The organism is Bacillus sp. Medicinal_06 (assembly GCF_056711665.1).
The window spans coordinates 440,718-460,146 of record NZ_JBWYHD010000004.1 but is presented as its reverse complement, the minus strand read 5'-3'; the positions used below and the strand labels follow the sequence as shown (position 1 = coordinate 460,146).

General features: G+C 33.2%; 16 protein-coding genes. 4 read left to right on the top strand and 12 right to left on the bottom strand.

Translation table 11 applies throughout. From position 1 onward, the window contains the following. The first annotated feature begins 28 nt into the window (after positions 1 to 28). The gene (locus AC1M36_RS12455) at positions 29 to 688 is read left to right on the top strand and encodes a hypothetical protein (RefSeq protein WP_336453966.1); all 660 of its coding nucleotides are present in this window, start codon (positions 29 to 31) and stop codon (positions 686 to 688) included. Positions 689 to 823: 135 nt separating this feature from the next. Here the strand turns inward: AC1M36_RS12455 and AC1M36_RS12450 are convergent, their stop codons facing one another. From AC1M36_RS12450 to rfbC, 9 genes are all read right to left on the bottom strand, one after another. Beyond that, entirely contained in the window at positions 824 to 1,903 is a 1,080-nt protein-coding gene (locus AC1M36_RS12450; RefSeq protein ID WP_336453965.1) for a CgeB family protein, read from the bottom strand. Between the two features lie 460 nt (positions 1,904 to 2,363). Beyond that, the gene (locus AC1M36_RS12445) at positions 2,364 to 3,059 is read right to left on the bottom strand and encodes a glycosyltransferase family protein (RefSeq protein ID WP_336453964.1); all 696 of its coding nucleotides are present in this window, start codon (positions 3,057 to 3,059) and stop codon (positions 2,364 to 2,366) included. 236 nt (positions 3,060 to 3,295) lie between these two features. Next, positions 3,296 to 3,919: a cephalosporin hydroxylase family protein gene (locus AC1M36_RS12440; RefSeq protein ID WP_336453963.1), complete on the bottom strand. Its 624-nt coding sequence runs from the start codon at positions 3,917 to 3,919 to the stop codon at positions 3,296 to 3,298. A 168-nt stretch (positions 3,920 to 4,087) separates the two neighbouring features. Further along, positions 4,088 to 4,858 (bottom strand): TylF/MycF family methyltransferase, encoded by a 771-nt coding sequence (locus tag AC1M36_RS12435; protein ID WP_336453962.1) that lies wholly within the window; start codon positions 4,856 to 4,858, stop codon positions 4,088 to 4,090. A gap of 454 nt (positions 4,859 to 5,312) precedes the next feature. Beyond that, positions 5,313 to 6,296 carry a methyltransferase domain-containing protein gene (locus AC1M36_RS12430; protein WP_336453961.1) on the bottom strand — a complete coding sequence of 328 codons (984 nt, stop codon included), beginning with the start codon at positions 6,294 to 6,296 and terminating at the stop codon, positions 5,313 to 5,315. Between the two features lie 297 nt (positions 6,297 to 6,593). Then, positions 6,594 to 7,262, bottom strand: coding sequence for a glycosyltransferase family protein (locus AC1M36_RS12425; protein WP_336453960.1), 669 nt, complete (start codon positions 7,260 to 7,262; stop codon positions 6,594 to 6,596). Between the two features lie 451 nt (positions 7,263 to 7,713). Beyond that, positions 7,714 to 8,574 (bottom strand): dTDP-4-dehydrorhamnose reductase, encoded by an 861-nt coding sequence (gene rfbD, locus AC1M36_RS12420; protein ID WP_336453959.1) that lies wholly within the window; start codon positions 8,572 to 8,574, stop codon positions 7,714 to 7,716. 15 nt (positions 8,575 to 8,589) lie between these two features. Further along, a complete protein-coding gene (gene rfbB, locus AC1M36_RS12415; protein WP_336453958.1) occupies positions 8,590 to 9,567 on the bottom strand; it encodes a dTDP-glucose 4,6-dehydratase in 978 nt (325 codons plus the stop codon). Further along, the gene (gene rfbC / locus AC1M36_RS12410; protein WP_336453957.1) at positions 9,564 to 10,130 is read right to left on the bottom strand and encodes a dTDP-4-dehydrorhamnose 3,5-epimerase; all 567 of its coding nucleotides are present in this window, start codon (positions 10,128 to 10,130) and stop codon (positions 9,564 to 9,566) included. Before rfbC ends, rfbB begins: the two co-directional genes overlap by 4 nt. A 661-nt stretch (positions 10,131 to 10,791) precedes the next feature. Here rfbC and AC1M36_RS12405 point away from each other — a divergent pair. Both AC1M36_RS12405 and AC1M36_RS12400 read left to right on the top strand, forming a co-directional pair. Beyond that, positions 10,792 to 11,031: a CGEA protein gene (locus AC1M36_RS12405; protein WP_174099359.1), complete on the top strand. Its 240-nt coding sequence runs from the start codon at positions 10,792 to 10,794 to the stop codon at positions 11,029 to 11,031. A 28-nt stretch (positions 11,032 to 11,059) separates the two neighbouring features. Then, entirely contained in the window at positions 11,060 to 12,025 is a 966-nt protein-coding gene (locus AC1M36_RS12400) for a CgeB family protein (protein WP_336453956.1), read from the top strand. 290 nt (positions 12,026 to 12,315) lie between these two features. On the opposite strand, the gene AC1M36_RS12395 is transcribed toward AC1M36_RS12400, so the two are convergent. From AC1M36_RS12395 to AC1M36_RS12385, 3 genes are all read right to left on the bottom strand, one after another. Next, positions 12,316 to 13,056 carry a sugar phosphate nucleotidyltransferase gene (locus AC1M36_RS12395; RefSeq protein WP_336453955.1) on the bottom strand — a complete coding sequence of 247 codons (741 nt, stop codon included), beginning with the start codon at positions 13,054 to 13,056 and terminating at the stop codon, positions 12,316 to 12,318. A gap of 478 nt (positions 13,057 to 13,534) precedes the next feature. Beyond that, positions 13,535 to 14,770, bottom strand: coding sequence for a surface carbohydrate biosynthesis protein (locus tag AC1M36_RS12390; protein ID WP_336453954.1), 1,236 nt, complete (start codon positions 14,768 to 14,770; stop codon positions 13,535 to 13,537). Positions 14,771 to 15,018: 248 nt separating this feature from the next. Next, entirely contained in the window at positions 15,019 to 17,715 is a 2,697-nt protein-coding gene (locus AC1M36_RS12385; protein ID WP_479845915.1) for a glycosyltransferase, read from the bottom strand. Positions 17,716 to 18,410: 695 nt separating this feature from the next. Here AC1M36_RS12385 and pseB point away from each other — a divergent pair. Then, positions 18,411 to 19,376: a UDP-N-acetylglucosamine 4,6-dehydratase (inverting) gene (pseB, locus tag AC1M36_RS12380; protein WP_336453952.1), complete on the top strand. Its 966-nt coding sequence runs from the start codon at positions 18,411 to 18,413 to the stop codon at positions 19,374 to 19,376. Positions 19,377 to 19,429 lie beyond the last annotated feature (53 nt).

The window sequence follows — 19,429 nt, the reverse complement described above, 5'->3', positions numbered from 1 at the left end:
GTACTCTAAAAGAAAAGAAGGTGAATATATGTTTAATCATTGTGGATCAAATCATCATGCTTTCCGGTCTCCGGATGCTGTTTCATGTCCTACTCCGGGACCTATCACTGTTCCTTTCCCTAGTCGTGCTGGTGAAGATGGTGCTTTTGCAGTTCAGGACGGTGGTACGTTTCAAACTATTGCGTTAGTAGACGTGGCAGGCCTAATACTACTAGGAGGAACTAACAGAGCTCCAATCGCTTTTGATAGATTCTTACCTCCTCTTCCAACCACAATTCCTGTAACAGCAGCAACTCCTGTTCCTCCAGGTTTCGCAGGATCCATCACACTCCCAGCAAATCCTTTTACTGGTGTAGGAGTAACTACATCTGGTCTATTCGATATCACTGCTGGACTTTCATTGATTGGCGCTGTTGCGGGTATACTTGGCGGCGGCCTCATTGCCCAAATAGTGAGATTCCCAGGCGGAATTGGCACTAATACGCCACAGCCTATTGCTACAATCCCTCTAGCAACGACAGCAACTATTCCAGGTGTCGTTGCCCTTCCATTACTAAGAGGAACAATCCGTGTTCCTGATGTGCCATTAAACGCTGGTGACGTAGTTCAAATTCAACTTATCCAATCTACTGGTCTTGTTGCTGCTTCGGTGGTAGCTGTCACTTACGCTTTCTTAGAGATTGAATAACATTCACTCTCTAAAAAAATAGCAATGTATAGAGAATCTTCTATACATTGCTTTCTTTTTATTCTAAAATTCAACAATAAAAAGCCTCATGGATGTTCTTATCTATAATACTTCTTTATATAATCATACATACTACTATTCTTCTTCCCGATCTTTTTCAGGAAAAACTATGCCAAGTAAATCTAAGATTCTATGTGAAAAAGTATGTTCATTTTGAACTCTGTTTAAAGCCCTTGCCGCTATCATTTTTCTTTCTTCTTCATTACTTAAATAATATTCTATCTTTTGTATACACTCCTGAGGTGTACAATATGTTTCAATATCATAGCCAGGTTGATAAAACTTACTTAAATCTGAACGAATATCAGTTAATTGAAACGCCCCACAAGCAGATACTTCGAATGTTCGAGGATTAAGAGATAAGGCTTCTATCCTTTCGCGATTCTTATTAATAGTTGGGTCATCGTGCGAACGATGTATGTTGAGCACAATTTTTGCCCCATTGTAATAGCTTGCGGTTTCTTCAGGAGACAGCCAATGATTTGCATTGATTCTTTGCTGCAGCAAATGATAATTCTGTAAACTGTTCCATCCGACGCCAGAAATTAGCGTATTTTTACTTGCCAAATAGCCTGCAATTTCATCAAAAAATGTTACACGATTTGAAAATGCAACCCCGATAAACAAAATATCTGTTTTATATTTCTCATCAATATCTTTCGGATGAAATACGTTAGTGTCTGCAGCAAGCGGCAGATGATAAACATTTTGACAACCTATTAATTTATAAAAAGAAATACAATTGATTTCTTGTGTAAAAACAAAAGCATAATGAGGAGCAATTTTTTTACTTTGGTCTATCACATATGGATCATCCGTCATCCAGACAGCTGTTTTTATACCAATGCTCCTCAGCATTTCTACGTGATAAAAAGGTATCTTGAATCCACTAAAAACAAGTACAAGATCTGGTTTTATTTTTTGTGCTACTCGAACTAAATCCTGCTTTGGTGATACTACATGTAATTCCCGAATAGCCTTTTTTAGACTATCAATAATTCCTCTTTCTAATGGCCAATATGGGACATCATATTCAGAAGATACAAATATGATGATAAGATCTTTAAATTTATTTTGTGAAATTGCATTGGAATTATTTTGAGAAGAATTTAGAGGATGATCATACAAATTCTGATATCCGTAATCTTCTTTCATGATACTTTAATACACTCCTTCCTTAGATTATAATTATTGTAAATTGCAACTTTAATCAGCCCCCACCTATCTTTCTCGTTTCTCTCTGAACTTGAGGTGGAGCCTTGCTGCCCGTTAATGCAGGATACAAGCAAATATTTTTTACTTCAAACTAATAGAATAATTCCAGTTACAAAATAATCGAAACTACTACTTCCTATACTTTTAATTACATCTAAATACTTCATAACTTTCTCTCAAAAAATACCCCCTTAATACCCCAAAATTCTTCTCTATAAAAATAAGGTAGAATAATTACTATTCTACCTATTTGCCAAAAATAATTTATATTTATAAATCGTTTTCTTCTACTAATTATTTATATCTCAATAATCTAGAAAACCTGTATTCTTCTTAAATCATATTACTTGTTCATAAATACCGTTAGAAATATCTTCATCGTAGCAGGTGATTCACCAAACTATACATTCCAAAATAAACGCCACTGATTATTTTTAATATCATTACCATAACTCTGAAGAAAGATGTTTCTATTTTCTTCGTATCCTTCTATACTTATAATTCCACAGTCATGAAGACACCAAGGAATTACTTGTTTAACAACGCCTACTTCATATCCTGCTTTAACAAATTCTAAGCTTTGGGAAATATCATAAAAATGCCAACCTTGAAATATATCTTCTCTCCATGGGAGGTCGTACTGAGTAAACATGATGAAACCATCGACAGCTAACACTCTTTCATAGTCATTCTTTACAGTATGAAACCATAACAGCTGTATTATTTCCTTGGTAGGCGCTTGATATAACCCTCCATACGTAAATCTACGTGGCCATCCAGAAAGACTCGGTATCCCTTTTGCCCCTAATACTCCAGCCACACCTAATTTAGGGTTTTTTTCAAATAATGCAATGATATCGTATAGAAAGTCTTCATGTAAAATATAAGTATCCTGATGAATGTATACCTTATACTTCGCATCACTTTTTTTCATTGCCTCATTATATCCAGATGTAAGACTAACTGCATTTTCAATAGCTATTGTATCTATTTCATAACCGTCAGGAATCTTAAGGGATTGAATATACCGTAAAGCCGTATTGTACTCATCATAATTATTCACACAAGATATGAAACACACTTTTTTATTATTCATCAATTTGTCCCCTATGAGTTAAAAATTATAGTTACTTTTTCTTCTTCATATTTTTAAGTCCTCCTTTTTAAAATATGCACTAACTTCCTTTTGGTTAATTAAAAACTTGTGCTTTCCATATTAGTTTATATACATTCTCTTACTCTGAGTTAAATAAAAATCATTCCACTACAATAAAAAAACTAAGTCTTTATAAAAAGAACTTGCAAACCGTTCAATTTAAGATACTATATTCCTCATCTTACCTTATATAAAAATCCTTTAGGGTGGAAAGTTACAAAGAATTTATGCTTACTTTCATCTATGACAAACTCATTATTCTCCCTCAAAAATTCCTCTAGTGCTTCCATTGGTCCTGGTCCCCAATGCGGTAATACGGGATGACCATTTATATTTGTATCCTCGACAACTAAATAACTTCCTGTTGTAACAAATTTACTATATAATCTTAATTCATCAAGCACATGATTTTTGCTGTGATCGGAGTCTAAAATCGCCATTACTACATCTCCGGGATTAATCATACTTTTGACTTTGTCTATCGCTTCAGGGGATGTTGAAGATGCTTGCAAATAAGTTAATCGTGGATGAGTAGGAAGATTAGGCTGAGGTGCTATATCAATGGAAATAATTTTCCCTTTTTGAACTAAATCCAGCATTGATGAAAAAAATAACGCACTTCCTCCACTGTGTGTCCCACATTCAATAATAAGATCGGGCTTAATTCCATATATCATTTCCTGATATAAAAATAAATCTGAAGGCAATTTTTGAATCGGAACTCCTAGCCATCTCGTGCTCGTATCCCATACTAAGCTATTATAATAATGTTTGTGAAATTCTTCGATAAAGTTATACATATCGAACACCTCTCATCTACATTTTCGTTTTATTCTATAAAATACCCCAAAGATATAATATGTTTAAATGGTGGATTACACGCTCAAAAATCCAAACATTCAGAAAATTAATCTGTAAAAACTAAGAATACATTCATAACAAATAAAGTGAAAACATCTTGGGAAGAATCAATCTTTTAATTTTCGCCAGTATACGGCATGATTGTCAATTCGAATAAGAGGCTCCGTAATATTGCGTTCTCTACGAAAATCTGTAACTGCTGGTTCACAAGTAGGCAACGCATAATCATCAATGATAATAAAACCACCCTTTGATACCTTATCATATAAATTTGTCAAACTATCCATTGTAGATTCATAAAGGTCACCATCCAATCGTAAAATTGCTAATTTATCAATTGGAGCAATAGGTAACGTATCCTTAAACCACCCTTGTAGAAATCGAACATTCCCATCAAGCAAGTCATACTTTTGAAAATTCCCCTGTACTTGCTCTAAGGATACACGCAAATAATCAAACGTATGAAATCCTGCGCCTCTATCTCTCGGATACTTTATTTCATTTGGAGCTGGCAACCCTTGAAACGAGTCCGCTAACCATACTTTGCGGTCTTCAATTCCATGAACCTTTAAAAAACCACACATAAAGATACAGGCTCCCCCTCGCCACACACCAGTTTCAATAAAATCGCCTTCTATATTTTCGTTCAAAACCGTTTCCATACACATCTGTAAATTATCCATACGCATACGTCCGACCATACTGTGAGCAAATTTCGGCCAGATTTCTCCCATTCTCTTTTTTTCGGGATCTGCAGGCATTTCTCGTTTAGCAACCCATCCAGCAAGAAGGTCTTGTTCATGCTCTTGCCAAATCTCAAACAAAATCGCCTTTTTTAGTAACTCAATATACATTTCTTTCCCGCGATCTGTATACATAATCTCCTCCCCTTCATATGATATTGATGTATGTTTGTTTTCATAATAATATAATCAGTCATTCAAAGTTCCTTATTATGACAATGCTACTTTACCAACAGAAATACTCAATGAATGTATTCACCTCAGATATATCCCAATATATTCATAAAAACCCAAATAATTACTTTCATTTTCACGCATCTATAAGACTGTTCATATAGCTTAAAGTAAATTCTAAAACTTTTAAATTACATTTTTACTAAAATTCCCTTTCATCTTTCTATTTCTATAAAAAAGATATCCTGTCGCTGTAAACTCTGGCAACAGATTATCCATTTTCGAATGGATAAACAACATATTAAAAAAAATATAAATATCAGTCTTATTTAGTACAACTAAATATTCTGTTTATATCTTGATGCTCGACTACACATTTTTTCATTGAAGTATACGAAGAGATTATTAAACCAATCTATTTTTTTCTTAATACAGTAATGATCTCCGCTGTGTTTTTTTCATATTTTTCAATATTAAAACTATTGTTCAAATATACTGTTGTTTTAACTAAAAACTCATAAAAACTATAGCAATCCCATACATGGAAATGGATGTTTAACCCCTTTGTCATATTTTTATTTGCTTCACTTATGATTTCTTCTTCCGATACTTTATCAACAAGTTTAGCCCACTCAAGATAATGATTATATCTAGAGGTTTCCGACCCCTGCAGATGATCTTGCACACAGTGTTCAAACGACGTTAATTCACGATCCTTATCAAAGCAAGATCGTTTATCAGGAATTACTAAATAAACCACTCCACCAACCTTTAACTTTTGCATAAAGTTCTTAATTGTTCCAATCGGATCTTCGCAATGTTCTAACATATGATTACATATGATAAAATCTAAGGAGTTGTCGTCTATTGTGGTTAATTTTTCTCCATCATCAATAATATCTACCATTACAAGATCATAATTATTTAACTCCGGATAATACTTACGTAAACTTTCTTTATCCATCCTATCGACATATTTGAGAGATTGGATGCTACCTAAACCTCTTACTGGTAATGGACTATGCAGCGCACCTATCTCAATACCTATTCCGTGTAAACAATCTCTAGCAACTTCAATACGTTGTTTTGTAAAAACATCATACTCTAATGCTTTAGGACTTCCCATTATATGCATATTCGTTCCTGAAATTTTCACACTAATTACATGTTCTTTACCATCTTTTAAATACCACGGAACTGGGTATAGAAAAGCATGATGGCCGTTTCCCTTTCCAAGTACTAATAAATCTTCACGGAATTGATCAGCAGGTACTGTTGCAATTAATTGATCAAAATCATATATATCAAAATTTATAACTTGATCGTCTCTATCTTTATTCATTCCCCATCCTAGAAGCATATGGTGATTGCAAACATCAAAAAATCCTTCAAAGTTCAAAATAAGCTACCTCCTATTTGAATTGAATTTTCTCTCTAGTTGATAAACTTATTTTTACGAAAATTAAAAATTTATATACGATTTTCCATGCTTTATAAGATGCGATATAATGTATTGTTTTAAATCCGATAATCTATTACTTTTCCCTGTAAAATTATCAAATAAACTATCCTAGTGACATGTGACAGTTATGTCTAATAACATAGTAAATAAGCTATCCTTCACTGTGTAAGTTAAAACGTTACTTATCGATGTCGAGTTCTTATGAAACTATTACAAGGCTCATAGCAATTGTTTTTAAAAAACATATTCAGGATAATTTTGAACAACAATATTCCTATTTTCCTCATAACCAGTAAAATCTAGAGGACCAGAATCATGAAAACACCAAGGACTAATTTGTTTCGCAACCCCTACCTCATATCCAGCCTTTGCAAACTCAAAACTATGGGAAATATCATAAAAATGCCATCCCTGAAATAAATCGTCTCTCCATCTAAGATCATACTGAGTAATCATTATTAAACCGTCAATAGCCCTCACTTGCTCATAATCATTTATTACTTTACGATGCGCCAATAACTCTAAGTTACCTCTTCCTTTGGAACCATCATATACATCTCCGTATACTTCTGAACTCCCCCACCATAATCCATTTGGGGCTGTTTTCCCCCCTACTGCTCCAAGCATTCCTAGTTTAGGATAGTTCTGAAATAATCTAATTACATCATATATAAATTGCTCGTTTAGAATATAAACATCCTGATGAAGATAAACTTTATATTTCGCATCACTTTTTTTCATCGCTTCATTATATCCAGATGTAAGACTGGTAGCATTTTCGATAGCTACGGTTTCAACCTCATAACCAGGAGGAACCTTCAAGGAATCAATATGACGTAACGCTATCTTGTACTGTTCAAAATCATTAACACAAGATATAAAACTTATTTTTTTACTGTTCATCTAATCTTCTCCTATAAATTCAGAATTCGATTTATTTTCCATGCTGGTTTTTTGCACACTTTTAAATCCCTTCTTTACATTATGCGCCCTGGTTCTTTTGGTTATCAAAATGATAAATTTCTTTATAATATATGAATTATATCTATGATAGTAGAATTTAGACGGATATTTATCTTTCCCACCAAGGCAATACTAAAGATCTGTTCCCTTCCCCCGTTTCCACCATGTCATGTACGTTTTTCTATAGACATTCACCCACGTACATGAAGATTAGATTTGCTAAGGGTAGAGCAATTTCTCATGCGATGTTTCATTAAATAGCTAAGTCTATCGCGATCATATCTTTCCTTCTACATTGAGAAGATCTATTATCCTTCGTTCTTAAAAATACCATTAGAAGTTAGCATTATTTTTCGTGCAGCATACTTTAGGAACTAAGCAAATAAGAACTTTACAGTCTACCCGTTGCCCTTTCTTTCAAATATTCCCCCAGCCCTTCTTGCCAAGGTTTCATTAAATTGAGTCTATTCAATCGCAGCGCACAAGGTTTTAAAACCGAATGAGCAGGACGTGGAGCCCCCGCGCCAAATCCCTTCGTAGAAATAGGTGTTGTATTAACGCTTATATCACATAAAGAAAATATCTCTCTAGCAAACTCATACCATGTACAAGCTCCAGCATTGGATGCGTGATACGTTCCATATAGTTCTGTCTCCATCAATTCTTTCACACATTGTACTAGATCTTTTACATGAGTTGGAGATCCTGTTTGGTCATTCACTACTTTAATCCCCAGCTGATTTTTTGCAAGCTTCAACATCGTTTCAACAAAGTTATTTCCATATTTGCCGTAAAGCCAAGAAGTACGCACAATAAAATGGCGTGAATGAAAGTTCTTAACAAAATTTTCTCCTGCATATTTTGAGGCTCCATACACGTTTATCGGATTAGGAGTATCAAACTCATCATAGCCAGTGTCTTTTTTTCCATCGAATACATAATCCGTGCTAATATAAACAAGTTTAGCTGACAACTTCTCCGCTACTACAGCAACATTTCTTGTTCCAAGAGCATTTACAAGAAATGCTTTCTCTCTTTCAGTTTCGGCTAAATCTACCTTTGTGTATGCAGCACAATGAATAATAATGTTAGGATTTATTTTTCTTAAAATGAGATCGACCTTTGAAAAATCCGTTATATCCAAATCTTCTCGGCTTAAAGCACAAACCCGATAACCTAAACCATGTAAATCTTCAGCAAACTGTCTGCCTAATTGCCCCTTCGCCCCAGTAATCGCTATTACTTTCTTCATAACTCTCTCCCTCTACTAAGATGTACCGTATTTTAGAGGCTTCCACCAGGTTTCATTCCGTTTATACCATTGAATAACCTCCTGAAGGCCCGCTTCAAACGTATATACTGGCTTCCATCCAAGCTCTTTTTTAATCTTTTCAGCATCAATAGCGTAGCGCCAATCATGTCCTAGCCGATCCTTTACAAATGTAATTTGATCTTTAGAGGCGCCTAGCTGTTCAAGAATGAGCTCTACAATTTCAATGTTGCGCTTTTCATTATTTCCGCCGATATTATATACCTCGCCTTTTTTCCCTTTATGGAGTACTAAATCAATCGCTGTACAATGATCATATACATGGAGCCAATCTCGAATATTTCTACCCGTTCCGTATACAGGCAAAGGTTTATTCTCCAAGGCATTTGTAATCATAAGAGGAATCAATTTCTCCGGATATTGATAAGGACCATAATTATTAGAACATCGTGTAATATTTACATGTAAACCATACGTTTTACAGTAAGCTAACGCAATCAAATCCGCACTCGCTTTACTAGAAGAGTAAGGACTGTTAGGGTTCAATGGCGTATCCTCTGTGAATACTCCTGTTTCCCCCAATGAACCGTACACTTCATCAGTAGAAATTTGAATAAATTTTTCAATTTGATTTGCAAGAGCAACTTCTAACAATGTAGTTGTTCCTAATATATTTGTAGAATAAAAGATTTGTGGATTTTCAATACTGCGGTCAACATGTGATTCTGCGGCAAAGTTAATAATACTGTTAATTTCATATTGATCTATTACATGATAAAGCAATTCTTTATTTTGAATATCTCCTTTAATAAACCGGTAATTCTTTCTACCCTTTATCTCTTCTAAATTCAATAAATTTCCGCAATAAGTCAATACATCGTAATTAATAATGTTATAGTGCGGGTACTTCTTAACTAAAGATCTTATAAAATTACTACCAATAAAACCTGCTCCGCCTGTTACTAAAATATTCATGTGCTTTTCTCCCTAAAATGAAAATTATGATTACCATCTTGTAAAGACGGCAATGCCTGGTCTTTGTTGGATAAAATCGGGTACTTAACCGGCCAATCAATTTGCAACTCTTCATCATTCCAGCGTATCCCACTATCAGATTGGAAATCGTAATGTTCATCGACCTTATACAGGACAATTGTGTTAGGAACTAATGTACAAAAACCATGTGCATATCCTTTTGGCACAAGCAACTGCCGATGATTATATTCACTTAATATAAATCCTTGCCATTTCTTATATGTGGGGGATTCTTTTCGCAAGTCCACGATAACATCAAATATAACTCCTTTCATCACCTGCACAAGCTTCGTTTGAGCTTTAGGATTTGTTTGAAAATGCAAGCCTCTTATTGTCCCTGCTTCCACCGATTTTGATATATTGTCCTGAACGAATTGATACGGCACTTGTAATTGTTCAAATACTTTTTTGTTATAACTTTCTTTAAAGAATCCTCTATGATCCTTATATACGTCCGGCTCTACAATATTTACATTCTCGAATAAAGTTTTAATTACGTTCATTTTCATCATCACCTCCATTATTCAGGTTTTTCATCAAATTCTTTCCCGAATCGGCTTTCTCTTGCGAGTACATTGCTACGCCAAAGAGGGTTCATAAACCTCTCTGCTACTTCATCACTCCATTAAATATATAGGTTACTATTCTTCGTTATGTTAATATGTTATTGCTAATTGATTGCCAGAAAGAAAGTAAATGATTCCTTATTAATTTTGTCGTGGGATATGGACGTGATTCTGTACCATCAGTAAAAATAACTCTTCTCATCTAATCTCAACTTTAATCGGTTCCTTACTTACTCCACGAATAGCAAAATAAACATATCTCTTTATTTATTTTACTTTTTAAACATCATATATATGCCGTTTATAACCATACGGTACTAGCTGAATCCTGTACAATTTTAATTTCTTCTGTTCATTTCATTGCTGATTCCATAATGACATGGAATATTTAACGTAGTACACACATAAAAAAAGGCCTACTGTTTTCAGTCGGTTACTGGATTTTTAAACTGGCATTTATTACTCAAATTAGATATTTAAATTGATATAAAAGGGTGTATTTATCGGAACATTCTTCGCACAAAATCTATCTATTCGCATATATTATAAGTGTTATTAAATATCAACTTAATTGATAAAAAGAAAGGGGAATTTGTCTATGGCTTTCTTACTATGTAAAAGTAGCATTTGTCGCCAGTTTGCCAACATACCACTTGGAACTATTATAACGGTCGTAGGTAAATCTGGTTTTGTTTATGGACCAGCCAAACTTATAGACTTTAATAACTGGACTGGCATAGTTACATTAGAAGAAGAAGATTTACCATCTCCAAGTGCGACGAACATTATAAAAATTAGTTGTAATAATGTTGAAAGCATCATTACAACAGAAGAATAGAAATCATTGTTACAATTGGTGATATATAATGAAGTTACTGTATATTTCTTCTGGTTATCACGGTATTTACAATTATTTAGATCACAGTATGAAAGCTGGGCTAAACGATAATGGTTATGAATGGATCTCCTTTCATCCATTAGAACCCATAGAAAAGCTGCAATCTATTGTTGCCACGTTTCAACCACAAGTGGTTCTAACTATATTAGGAGACTATCTTTCTGTACAAGCTATTCAATATTTTAAAGAAAATGGTATTAAGCTAGCATGTTGGATGACTGAGGACCCTTATTATTTTGATAAGACTTATCAAATGATTAATAGATTCGATTATATCTTTACTATCGATACAGGATCTTTAAAACACTATCAATTAGTCCATCCAAATGCCTATCATTTACCGTTAGGAACGGATTCTACGACTTTTAGAACTCTACTAGCGGGACACGCATACAAAAGCGATTTACTCCTTGTAGGATATCCATATCCCACAAGGATATACCTCATCCATTTTCTCTTACAAAATACAAACTATCACATCTGCTTAGTTGGGAAAGGCTGGCGTAATAGACTACAAAAACTCTGGAGAAACAGCCCTAGAGTTACGATTAAAGATACATGGATGAATCCAAAAGTGGTTTCCTATTTTTACAACGGAGCCAGCATTGTATTAAACCCTCATCGAAGCCACAATTTCTTGCATAATCAAAACGCATCTGGAATTATTAGCGAAAGCATTAATAACCGAACGTTTGATATTGCGGCATGTGGAGCTTTTCAACTAATAGAGGAAAAACCTAACCTTCGTTCTTTCTTTACTGAAGAAGAAATGGTATCTTACCGGGATTATGAAGATTGTCTATGTAAAGTCGTTACCTATATGAATAACAAAGAAAAAAGGCAGGGTATTGCTCAAAAAGCTCAAAAACGAGTGATAAAGCAGCACACATTTGGTCAAAGGGTAAAAGAAATGATGAATATTATTCAAGCATAAAAATTGTATTCTATCGTAAACATAATTTATTTAAAAAATAAAGTGAAACTTAAATTAGTGGGGGTTTTGTATATCCCCACTGATTATTAGCCCTCACCAATCGGGCTTGTACTGACAGTTGATCCCCCACCTATCTTCTTTGCTTTTACTAAACTTTGAGGTGGGGATCTTACTGCCCGTTAGTGCGGGATAAACAACACAATGTATAACAATATCAGGATTTATTTCCTATGAAATAGATATCACTTCCAGGATAATTACAATATGCATTTCTTTTTATATCTAAACTCTTAAGGTGTACTGTCAAATCCATTCCCAAAATATAAATCTTTTGCCAGCGTATTTGCCCTATGGAGGGAATCATGGGTTCCAGCATCAGTCCACCAGCCCTTTAATACATCATAAGTTAAAGTACCTCTCTTAATATATTCATTGTTCAAGTCCGTTATTTCCAATTCTCCGCGGCTAGATGGACTTAATTTTTTGACCATCTCAAATACATCTGCGTCATACATATAGATTCCTGTTACTGCATAAGGACTTTTCGGATTCTTTGGTTTTTCCTCTATATTTACAATATAATCCCCCTGTATTTCAGGAACTCCGAATCTTTTTGGGTCATCAACTTCCTTCAAAAGAATTTTCGCTCCTTCTTTTTGCTTCTGATATCCTTTTACATAATGAAGTAATATATCAGAAAATATATTATCACCTAGAATAACAAGCATTCTATCATTACCGATAAATGTCTCACATAACCCTAAAGCCTGTGCAATTCCTCCTGCTTTTTCTTGTACTCTATAAGTAAATGAAACTCCAAAATCTGTTCCGCTCCCTAAGAAATTAACTACATTACCCATATGTTCTTTTCCTGTTACGACAATAATGTCTGTAATCCCGCATTCTTTTAATTTAAAAACTGAGTGATAAATCATTGGATAACGTCCTACAGGCAGCAAGTGTTTATTAGTCACCCTAGTGATAGGGTATAATCGTGATCCTGTACCTCCAGCTAAAATAATGCCTTTCATAAGGTTGCCCCTTTCCCTCTATAAAAGTCTAGAACATAGCCTGATGTTTTAAGTAAGAGCAGAAAAATATCCATGCATCCAAAGGTACCCTTCTGTCTCTACCCTCAAATCCCATAGTGTACCAATGGAAATTCTTTGCAGTATTAATACAATTCTTTAAGGCTCATTTTTATTCTTCATCTTTTCATAAATACGTTTTTTGCTACGCACGTGACACCGAATGAATAAAATTTTTTTATTCTTTTCTCGGAAACCTTAAACTGCTAAAATACTTTTGAAGAAAACTCAGTGAAGTAACAATAGTAAATTTCTTCATAACAACGACTTCAAAACAAAATGCTGTATAGGTTGATTTATTATAAAAAACACACGCTTTATAAACGTTCATTCTTTATTCTATAAAACAATAAAAACCCTTGGTAACAAGGGTTTTTATCTAACTAAGGAAGTTACATTAAGTCTCACAGAAAGCAAGGGCTCAACTTTTATTAGCTGTTATTTCAAATAAATCAGGAGCTAATGTTCGAACACTCACTTCATTTTTATTTATTTCTATTAAATCCAGTTTTTTGAAGAAACTTTTTATTTCTTCTTCTGAAGTTAACGTATGATCCCCTTTTATTGTAGAGAGCGCTCTTACTGAAGACTCCTGGATGGAACTTTCACCTGTTGAATTGATTTTGTCTAATAAACTAATAATATTCTTATACGCATAGTTTTCTTCATCCATAGCCCCATAATAATTTTTGGATAGAATTTTTTTTCCTTCACCTTTTTCTCCTTTAGATAAACAAAAATCGATTAAGTTGAATACTTCACTACTATTCACTGATTTATAGGTAACCGCATTAGGTAAATATTTTTTCTCTCTTTCATAATCAATTGGCATATAAGCAATGACTGGTTTATCAAGTAACAAAGCTTCAATGCCTGTCGTACAACGATTGTGTATTACAACTTTTGAAGCTAAAATCCACATCACAACATTACCATCATGGGCCACAAATACATTTTTATAATTCGACAATTCTTTTCGATAACTCTCTACATTTTCATGAATATGAGGACGAACAACAATATTAAGATTTGGATATTTCCCACTTAATTCTTTAATTAATTGGATAAAATGTTCATATACCTTCTTTATATAACGTTCATTAGGATTAAATCCTCTTAGAAAGTGATTATATTGAGTAAATCTTGTATTTACTAAAATAAAATCACCAAACTTTTGTTCAATCATTTTAACTTCATCACTATATAAACCTCGGAACTTTTTCTTGAGTAGATCGAAACGCGGATGACCAGTTAAATGAAATTTCTGCTTAAATTCAGGAAAAGTATTTGTAACGATTTCTTTATGAGCATCTCCCCAGCAATAAACATGCTCAAGTATTTTGACATACTTATCATCTTTTCCAAGACGGCTATAATTATTGCTATTAAGGAATAATCCTTCTTCTTCATCTAATTCAACGATAGAATAGCCTAGTTTGTATGCATGATCCATATATTCTTTCCTTGCATCACCATAAGGAGTTCCCTTTGAACAAATAATCCCCTTAGGTAATAACTCCAAATGAGCGAGAATAGGCGTATGTGTTCCTAGAACAATCCGATAATTCTCTTTAATTGCATAATAGGTTAAGAGTAATTTTGCGTCGAATTCCCTTGTTTTTGATTCGATTGGCAAGTAAAGAAACTTTTGCGACATAAACATCACCCCTTCTTATTGTTTCAATCAAAAATAATCTTGCCTTTAGTAGCGAATAGTATTTTTTCTTATAGATGAACCTTTAATTAACGAAGGCCTCCTTCATCCCTTACTGTTTATTGGCCCTCACCAATCAGGCTTTTACGGGCAGCTCACACTTAATTTCTTTGCTTTTTCGGAATTTTGAGGTGGGGTCTTACTGCCCACAAATAATGGAATAAACCTACTGAATCCATTAATATTTACTATCATTCATTCCTTTCTTGAAAATTTTTTAAATTTGTTGCTTTCTCATTAATTTCTTCTCTGTTTTTTAATAATCTTTTTAATAAGCTTAATATTTTAGTACTAGTTACATTATCAATAATCCATCCACCTTGGTATCTTTTCACTCGTTCAGCAGGAGCACCTAGATTAAATGTAATAATGGGATATCCCGATAACATCGCTTCACTTGTTGTATAGGAATACGTTTCAGGACAAACTGAGGGAGTAATCACCAATGCTATTTCTTTTTCAGCTAATATTTCTGATAAATCATCAACTTCATATCTTCCTGTTACTTCAAACTTACCTTCAACACTTTTGTGTGGATGAAAGTGAATATTTGTTATCCCAATTACCTTTATGTTTATTGGTAAATTTTCTTTAATAATTAAATCCTTTAGCTCATATATAATACTTGATCCTTTTGGATAATCAATGGCTCCTACAAAAGCAATATTTAAATCTTGTTTATTTAGAAAATCCTTATTAAAAGTGTATGCTATTTTTGAATCAATGGAATGTTCTATTACTTCTATCTGGATATCTTTATAATATTTCAAAAGAATTTCTTTCGTGTTATAGCTAGGTGTTATCACCTTTTTGGCCCCTATCAAAAAAGAATGAAACGCTTTTCTCCAATCTTCAATGTTAATCGTTTCTTTTGGATATAATTTTGCAATACACCCCTGACAGATTTCTGGATTCGTTTCAGCATTACAATATTTCTTTTCATAGTTAATTAAATTATAACTTGGGCAAATACAATAAAAATCATGAACAAAAAAACAATAATCCACCAGTGAGTGTTGTATTAAACTGAACATCTTTGCAATTGGATACTTAAATAAATGATTAATAAAAATGAGATCAATTCTTAAAGCATTTAATAATTTTTTAAAATTCATTTCATTTAGTTTATTTAGTTTAAGATGATAATGTATTGGTTCAGAATGATTATGATCAGTTAAAATTAAATAATCTGTCCTAGGTATTAGTGTGTATATCCTCTCATCATCTTCTAATTTTTTTATATGGTTAGCTTGATAGATTGAGGCACCACCACCTAAGCCATGGTCGATAAATAATCTGCCCTTTTTAGAAGAATATTTATCGGCGACCATTACACTTTTCATAAATTCTCTTATATTTTTCATTGGATCGCGCCTTATAAATTCTTGTATTCTTTTATTATAATTGGGGTATCGGTTAAGTAATTTTTTCAAATTACTTGACATTAACTCTTGTTTACTGCCATCTATTTGATTAAAACTGACACCATGTTTATGATAAATGAACACATTTGGGATCAATATATTTTGATATCCTTTATGCTGAGCTCTCATGCACCAATCGTTTTCCTCGCCATATCCTTTGCCAAAAACCTCATCATCAAAGATTCCGATATCATGAATAACATTTCTATTTAATGCCATGCAGAAGCCTACACCTGTTGGAATTACTATCCCTTTGTTAATGATATATTTTGAAAAATATGAATCGACTTCATTTGTATTCATATCGTACGGTAATTCATTATCTTGAAGAAAATTTGGATAGGAACAAATCGTAGCACTATTTGAGAAAGGAGTAACTGATGAGATTTTATTATTTACTAGAATAGGGTTAATTAAACGCCGAAAACAATGAGGGGGAATTTCTGTATCACTATTTAATAAAATGGGGTGATTCATTGTTAAAAGTAATCCTTTATTAATACTCTGTACGTATCCCAGGTTTTTATTATTGTGTATAACCACTAACTTTTTTAAATTTTGAGGTGATTTGTTTGATTTCAAATTCTCCAAAAAATGATATATTCGTTCATCTGTACTAGCATCATTAATTAAAAATAAATTAAATTGAAGATCTGCATTATCATATATGCTTTCAATACATCTCTTCGTAAATTCATAACCATTATATATTGGTATAATCACATCTATTTCAGTATCTTGAGGTAAGTTATTCTTATATTCAACATAATTTATTTCATCAAATGTTTCTAAACTAAATTGATCAAGAATAGAATCATTTAAAAAAGATGGTTCATCAGCTTCTTCGCTTATGTTCGAAATAGATTGGATATCTGTTGGCTTTTCGTAGTTCAAATTTAAAATCAATCCTTGTTCGCCACCCTTTAAATATTTATCCATATGGGACTTAATCTCTCTTTCGTTTTTTGAATAATCCCAAATTCTCAAATGATTTACTTGTCCTTCAAAATATCCGTATACTTCACATCCTCCAATATTTCCTGATGCAAAGATATTACTCTTTGCACTTTTTAATCCTTTTTTTACAAAACTTCCATTCACATATAAGTTTGGAGTATTGTTTTCATAAACAATAGCTATATGAGTCCAATCGTCTATTTTTCTTTTATATATGAGTAGAGCAAATGCATCATTGCCACTAAGTTCATATACTGTTACCCCATTCGTTCCAACTGATATTCCCGTACCCGATTCATCTTTTTGCTCAATGGCAGATTTCCCCGGGCTAATAATGAACCTTTGACCGGAAATACTATACTTTCCTTCAGCCGATTCCCAATTTAAGTTAAGTTCCTTTTGAGGCTTTATCCAAAACTCATAAGTGAAATTATTTTTAACATTTCTAAACAAATCCTTTGTCTTTATCATTTCCTGCCCTTTGAAATTTAAAAATCCTTGCAACACATTGTTCACCCTCGCTTATATAATTCATTCTACAATTCAAAAAACGGAAATATTTAACTATTAAAATTAAAAGATATATATACTTTTTTGCAAATTATTTAATAGCACTATTTAACGCCTATTTCAAGTTCATTGAATTAAATGTTTTTTATTAATGAAGATACATTATTATTATTTGAGTTTTATAATCGACTAATTATACACGATCGATGTTTTTATTCATTACTAATTAGTGATATAAACTATGCAATCAAACAATAGAAATCGAACTTAGGCTTTTACTTTTATCATGCTATGTTTTGTTTTGTTTTTTGTATAGTTACACAGCCTATCTTGAAAAAAGATGGTGCATTATGCTCTATATTAAAGACATAATCCCCTCTATGTGCTTGAACAGCTTATGAACATGTAACACTTTTAGATTAGAAAATTTTGGGGTACCACTTATATCTAAAAACGAAGATTTTGATTTCTAGCATTTCCATAATATAAAAAAGCTATTAAACAGATTTATCATTCCTGAACCATAAAATAAAAAAACGGTAAGGCACAATTACAAGTAAATTACAATCTAGGCTTATTTACTATTTCGATAAAACTATAAGGAAATATGGAGATGATACCCAAACGTTTCCACGAAATATTCATAGTAATAGATAGAGAAAATGTATTCAATAAAAAAGGATGTGAATAAAATGGATTTAACAGGAAAAACAATTTTAGTTACTGGTGGAACAGGCTCTTTCGGAAAAAGATTTATAAAAAAAGCCCTGGAACTTGGTGTAAACAAGATCATTGTTTTTAGTCGTGATGAGTTGAAGCAATACGAAATGGCTCAAGAGTATACCGATTCGCGTATTCGTTTTTTTATTGGGGATGTACGTGATAAAGCTCGTTTATACCGGGCATTTGCTGGGGTTGATATTGTAGTTCATGCAGCTGCTCTGAAGCATGTAGGTGCATGTGAGTACAATCCGTTTGAAGCTATTAAAACAAATATCTATGGTGCTCAGAATATCATTGAAGCTGCTATAGATTGTGGAGTGCAACGTGTCATTGCTTTAAGTACAGATAAAGCTGCTTCTCCAATTAACTTATACGGTGCAACAAAATTAGCATCAGATAAACTTTTTGTGGCAGCAAATGCTTATGTAGGGAGCAAGAATACAAGATTTTCAGTTGTACGTTACGGAAATGTAGTAGGCAGCAGAGGCAGTGTAGTGCCATTTTTTAAAAGTATAAAAAATACTGGGAAGATCCCTATTACAGATAAACGTATGACCCGATTTTGGATAACACTTGATCAAGGCGTGCAATTTGTTCTTGATAACCTTCAGCGAATGAAGGGCGGAGAAATTTTCATTCCTAAAATCCCTAGCATGAAAGTAACAGACTTGGCAAAAGTAATTGCACCTAAATGTAAAATTGAGTTTATAGGGATCCGTCCAGGGGAGAAACTTCATGAGGCCATGATAACTGAAGACGATGCTCGTCATACTTTAGAATTTGAAAATTACTATATCATTCAACCAGAATTCAATTGGTGGGATAAAGCAAATATAGGTGAAGGCAAACCGCTTCCAGAAGGTTTTAGTTATGCAAGCGACAAAAATGATCATTGGTTAACAAAGGAAGAGTTAAAAAGATTCATTAATGAATAAGATAACAGAATAACTAAAATGAATGAAAACAATCTATAAGGGAGTATTAATAA